This is a genomic window from Holdemanella sp. DFI.5.55, from assembly GCF_020593575.1.
In the GTDB taxonomy this organism is placed as follows: domain Bacteria; phylum Bacillota_I; class Bacilli_A; order Erysipelotrichales; family Erysipelotrichaceae; genus Holdemanella; species Holdemanella hominis.
The window spans coordinates 1-3,788 of sequence record NZ_JAJDMK010000117.1; the positions used below are offsets into that span (position 1 = coordinate 1).

Here is a 3,788-nt window from a genome sequence, read left to right on the forward strand (position 1 = left end):
CAGCAATTGCTTCATTATCCTTTTTTCTTGCTCTTACAATTAAACCCTTTTCCATACTTTAACCCCTATGCTACATAGAACCTATTTAAAACAAATAAGATACATTTTAAACATTTTGTCATTACTTCATCGTTATAAATTGGGTATGAACTACGTAATTGTTCTTTTGGTAATATGGCAGTCTTATAAAGCATCATTAAGAATGTAAAACAGTTTGTCTTAATATATTCATCACAAGCTGCACATTTATAACTTACATTATCTGCTGGTACAGTAATAATCTGATTTGAAATAATATAATTGATTTTCGCAGTTAATTTATCAACTGTAGTCATTTTATTTTGTACTACTGCAGAGATATTTACATTATTTTTTGCCAAAATCTTATTTGTAAATAAATCCAAGAAATTTCCTAACTTAGTAAAAGTTTCACTAAAAGAATATTCTGCACTTCTTTCTAATCCATCAACAAAATAATATAGTTCTTCATCATATTTTTTCAAACCACTAAATGTATTACTATAACGAACACCAGTATTGTCATTAGACTTTGCAACTTTAACAGCCTCTTCAAAAATAGATTCTGGTTGTTTTGGAATTTCAGGCATTTTTGTTTTAGTTGGTGCTTTCTCTTCAACAACCTCTTCTGGAATATTTTCTACTACTGGTTCAATCATTGGTTCGGGAGTGGTTTTCTTTTCAGATACAACCTCTTCTTTATTACTTGCATATCCTATATCAGATACACCTGCAATTTTATCATCCAAAGAATCTAATTCTTTTAGGATGCTGTTATAGTGCTCATCTTCTTTTAAAATCTTTTCTTCAAGAATTCTTTTCTCATTCTTTAAACTGTTTAATGTTGCTTTGGATTTATCCTTTTCTGACAACAATTCTTTTCTTTTATCCATCAATCCTTGTAATTCAGAATTCAACAAATTCTTTTTAATTTCTTCCATCTCTGCAAGCTGCTTTTTCATTTCCTCTTGCAATTTCAAATTCTCCTCAATCTTACGATTTAACTCATCCATATTTAAACTCATTTTTTCTCCTCCTATAACATTATGTTCTAAATGATTTTCAATATATTTTTAAATCAAATAATCATCATCGAATAGATTACTATTTTTTTTGATTTCTTTTTCTTGTTTATGAACAGATGCATGTACTTTTACTTGTTCTTCAACAGCTTGTTCATAATCTCTTTGATCATAGTTGTTATAATCATATTTAGAAGAACTATTACTCCATTCACTCATATCATCCGAAATATGACTTGTAGAAAACGCATTATAGATAGAACAAATCACAGTTCCTCCAACCATTATCACCATAAGCACTGGAATAACTTGAAACATGGTATCAACCGTTTTTTTTGTCCTTTGCATGTCTTCTGAAGCTTCTATTCTTTCCTGAAGATGTTTTTCTTGAGCTGCCCAAAGTTCTTCCTGTGTCATTTCCGAAGTGTCAACACCATCATATTCATATGCAAGCACAGGTGAAATCGATCCTAACATCAACATAAACGCTGTAGCCATTCCTAATACTAATTTTTTCATTCTCATATCCTCCTAATTTACCTTTTCACTATATAAGACGAAACAATCTTTCAAATGGTTATACTAAATTTAAATTTTTTTAATTTTTTTGAAAATGATTAGTATGGCCTATATTGTTCCACTCCTGTTTTGTAATATGTATTAGAAATTAAATCATCTACAACAAATCTTTTAGGCGGTTGTAAACTCAATTGATAACTCAATACCCAACGAAAGAATGGTATTGGCATATTTAATTTCTTACGAGAATCTGCCAAAATTGATTTTACTTTTAATTCTTTCAAATTGTATAAATCAGCAATTTCAGATAAATCTGTATCAAAAACATAAAACAAGATCAACGCAAACCTTTGTTTTGGTGATAATAAATCGAGTTTTTCATCTAAAAGACGTATTTGAGCATTATAACTCACATTTTCATCATAAATAAAATCTGTTTTATCATTTTTTAAATTTGCTTCAAAATCTATTACATCCTCACTAATTTCACAAAAATCAAAGGAAAATCTTTCAGGATCTAACGTATCATAAATACTTTCCATGCACTTTTTGTGAAAATAATCTATCCAATATTCAAAACTATAATCATCCCACAAATGAGCTGTTCTTTCATCAGCTTCCATATATGTTTTTTCAATTACTGATTCCACAAAATCAGCTTCATTTTTAACTCTACTTCCGATATAAATCGCATACTTTGAAGTATATTCATATACATGACCAATCTGTTCAGCTCTGGTCATATTTTTATTGATTTCCATAATAATTATTATTTCCTACATCTTCAGTTCTTTTTATTAATAAATTTTTCTTTCTAATAATTGAATGACACAGGCCAAGGTTTGACCATTCCCACCAGGATACATAGATTTTTTTTGAATACGACCAACCATCCTACAATCATCAGGAATCGGTGTAAGATCATTCAGGCATGATTTCAATGGATCACTAAAGAACAACTGCACATGTTGTGATTTATAAATTTTATATTCATATCCCTCTACATCTGGATAATACTTAATTGTTAAAGTATTATATTTAAATTTTGCCATTGCTGCAATCAACATGGTGTATTGTAAAGAACCATAAAAACCTATAATTTTAATTTTTCCATTGTGCTCATCAATCCATCGATTCACTTCATCCAACGATACATTAGACAGTTGTAAAATCTTATAGTTTCTATTGTTTCGATTATTATTTCTAGATCTAACCTTTTCTTTTGGCTTATGAATTGGTGTTTCGACTACCTTTTTAATCCCATTAAAACTAAATCCACAATTTTTACAAATATTAACTTCATCTGCGATTAATTCTTCGCAAATTGGACAAATTTTCATAAATATACCCTGCACTCCCTTATTTCACAAACATATCAAAGTTAAATTCTTTGACCACTTGGTTATCTGTAATTCTTATGATTTTTTTATTCACAATATATCCATCTTTATTAATCGTTATAATGGATTTTTTATCATTCGTATCATTCACAGATGAATCATCACTTTCATCTACAACCTGCTCTATTGTTGTATATGAATAAACCATATTTCCTTTTTTATCTTTTGTCACCTCTGCTTTATTAATATTGTTTTTCAACGAATCTTTCCACTGTTTTAACTCAATATCTGCAGCCTCTTTATTATCAACAACATTAGCTAAAGCCTTCTGTGGCTTTAAATTTTCTCCTGTTAAAAGATACGTATAATATGCTTTTGTACCCATAGTTAAATACATATATTCTTCTCTATTCTTTTTTGTTGGAGTAATTTGATTATCAAATGTACGTTTATTAATATTATCCATATCAAAATCATCAACCATTGAATAAGATATTTGATCATTTTCTATTTTATATTCAATGGATAAACCATTACCACCATAGGCACCATAATATTCATCTTTATTACTTGTGTTTTTAAAGTAATATTGACTAACTGCATATCCATCACCAACTGATTCCTTAAATTCTAAATGATAGATACTTAAATCATTTAATTTATCCACAGCTCTCTCTACCTGTTTATAGTTACTATTATAATCAACTGCTGCATATCCAGCTGCACCTGTTACTGCTACTGTTCCAGCACATACACCTGCTTTTACACTCGCCGTTTTACTTGCCCACCATTTCGCAAATCCTGATTTGGATGCACCTGTTTTTGTAGCAGCTGCTCCAGCCGTTGAGGCTGCTGCACTTGTTCCAACCGTTTTGATAATGATATCCTT

Annotated in this window: 5 protein-coding genes; all 5 read right to left on the reverse strand. The window is 29.6% G+C overall.

What is annotated here, in order from left to right; genetic code table 11:
- Positions 1-65: 65 nt before the first annotated feature.
- Positions 66-1,043: a hypothetical protein gene (locus LJE08_RS12960; protein ID WP_227403434.1), complete on the reverse strand. Its 978-nt coding sequence runs from the start codon at positions 1,041-1,043 to the stop codon at positions 66-68.
- Positions 1,044-1,091: 48 nt separating this feature from the next.
- The gene (locus LJE08_RS12965; RefSeq protein WP_227403435.1) at positions 1,092-1,559 is read right to left on the reverse strand and encodes a hypothetical protein; all 468 of its coding nucleotides are present in this window, start codon (positions 1,557-1,559) and stop codon (positions 1,092-1,094) included.
- A gap of 98 nt (positions 1,560-1,657) precedes the next feature.
- Positions 1,658-2,320: a sigma-70 family RNA polymerase sigma factor gene (locus LJE08_RS12970; protein ID WP_227403436.1), complete on the reverse strand. Its 663-nt coding sequence runs from the start codon at positions 2,318-2,320 to the stop codon at positions 1,658-1,660.
- A gap of 36 nt (positions 2,321-2,356) precedes the next feature.
- A complete protein-coding gene (locus LJE08_RS12975) occupies positions 2,357-2,899 on the reverse strand; it encodes a zinc ribbon domain-containing protein (protein WP_227403437.1) in 543 nt (180 codons plus the stop codon).
- A 19-nt stretch (positions 2,900-2,918) separates the two neighbouring features.
- On the reverse strand, positions 2,919-3,788 hold an 870-nt coding region (locus LJE08_RS12980; RefSeq protein WP_227403438.1), incomplete at its 5' end, for a hypothetical protein.

Coding starts and splice junctions, on each gene's coding strand:
- LJE08_RS12960 (WP_227403434.1), bottom strand. CDS start 1,043: ATGAGTTTAAATATGGATGAGTTAAATCGTAAGATTGAGGAGAATTTG.
- LJE08_RS12970 (WP_227403436.1), bottom strand. CDS start 2,320: ATGGAAATCAATAAAAATATGACCAGAGCTGAACAGATTGGTCATGTA.
- LJE08_RS12965 (WP_227403435.1), bottom strand. CDS start 1,559: ATGAAAAAATTAGTATTAGGAATGGCTACAGCGTTTATGTTGATGTTA.
- LJE08_RS12975 (WP_227403437.1), bottom strand. CDS start 2,899: ATGAAAATTTGTCCAATTTGCGAAGAATTAATCGCAGATGAAGTTAAT.